Origin of the sequence: Actinosynnema sp. NPDC023658 (genome assembly GCF_040639995.1) — a bacterium.
GTDB lineage: Bacteria > Actinomycetota > Actinomycetes > Mycobacteriales > Pseudonocardiaceae > Actinosynnema.
This window is the reverse complement of record NZ_JBFAAX010000731.1, coordinates 1-1,540: the sequence shown is the minus strand read 5'-3', so window position 1 is coordinate 1,540 and position 1,540 is coordinate 1. Positions and strand designations below refer to the sequence as shown.

At 69.7% G+C, this 1,540-nt stretch carries 2 protein-coding genes; both read left to right on the top strand.

Annotated elements, in window-relative coordinates; genetic code table 11:
* The coding region (locus AB0G02_RS33900; RefSeq protein ID WP_360802565.1) for a hypothetical protein at positions 1–336 on the top strand (336 nt) is incomplete at its 5' end.
* A 10-nt stretch (positions 337–346) separates the two neighbouring features.
* Positions 347–1,540 (top strand): cytochrome P450 (locus AB0G02_RS33895; RefSeq protein ID WP_360802562.1); only part of this gene is annotated, 1,194 nt, incomplete at its 3' end.

Below are 1,540 nucleotides of genomic sequence, written 5' to 3'. Positions count from 1 at the left end.
GAGGGTGGCCGGCTGAACTTCATCTGCCCCGGCACCGGCGACGAGGGCGCCGAGGGCACGGTCGCCGTGGTGCGACCGCCGAACACGATCGTCTACGACACCGAGTTCTTCGGCGTGATGCGCTGGGATCTCACCGAGTTGTCCGACGGCTGTGTCATCGTGTCGACGGTGGAAAAGCCGATCCCGCCGGACAGCGAGGCCGACATGCTGGCGAACTGGCACGTCCACATGGATTTCTTCGACGACGCGCTGGAGGGCAAGGCCACCGATTGGAAGAACTTCCCGATGAAGGTCTGGGAGGACATCCGGGACCAGTACGCGCTCAACCACGCGTGAGGCGGGTGACATGGCCGACACGGACCGGGAACCGCGCGACCTCGACGGTCTCTTCGACTGGCTGGGGCGTATGCGCACGAGCGAACCCGTCAGCTTCGATCCCGACCGCGGGGTGTGGAACGTCTTCCGGTACCAGGACGCGGTGGCCGTGCTCAGCGACCACGCGACGTTCTCGTCGGACGTGACGGGCCTGCTGCGCAAGACGCTGACCGACGACCGCGACTTCGACGCCTTCGTCGAGGGCAACATGCTGGTGATGGACCCACCGGACCACAAGAAGCTGCGCAAGCTGGTCAACAAGGGGTTCACCCCCCGCATGGTCGCGCAGCTGGAGCCGAGGGTCCGGCGGATCGTCGACGAACTGTTCGCCGGCCTGCGCGGGTCCACCGCGGTGGACCTGGTCTCGGACATCGCCTACCCGCTGCCGGTGACCGTCATCGCGCAGATGCTGGGCGTCCCGGTGAGCGACCACCCGCTGTTCCACAAGTGGTCGGAAGAGCTCACCTCGAACGCCGACGGGGCCACCGGCGTGCGGCAGGCCGAGATCATGCGGTCCATCGCGCGGACGGTCGGTGAGATGAAGGCCTACGTCCAGGAGCACCTGCTCCGGCGGCGCGAAGACCCCGGCGACGACCTGATCAGCGCGCTCGCCCACGCGGAGGTCGACGGCGAGCGGCTGACCGACGTCGAGATCTCCGGGCTCGTCGCGCTGATGCTGCGCGCCGGGCACATCACCACGACCCTGTTGATGAGCAACGCCGTCGCCCTGCTGGACACCCTGCCCGAGGTCACGGCGCGGCTGCGGGACGACCCGGCGGCCATCCCCGGCGCCATGGAGGAGATCCTGCGGTACCGGCCGGTGGTGACCAGCGTGCTGCGGCTGACCAGCAGGGAGACCGTCCTGCAGGGTCGGACCCTGCCCGCCGGTCAGCTGGTCACCGTGTGGCTGGCCTCGGCCAACCGGGACGCCGCGCAGTTCACCGCCCCGGACTCGTTCGACCCCGACCGCCGGCCCAACCAGCACCTGAGCTTCGCGCACGGCGCGCACTTCTGCATCGGCGCACCGCTGGCCCGGCTGGAGGTCCGGGTGGTCCTGGAGACGATCCTGGCCCGGTGGGCGGAGCTGGCGGTGGCGCCGGGCGCCGACTACTACGACCCGATCCACATCCTCGGCGCGAAGCGCCAGGCGCGGGAGGTGCGCTGG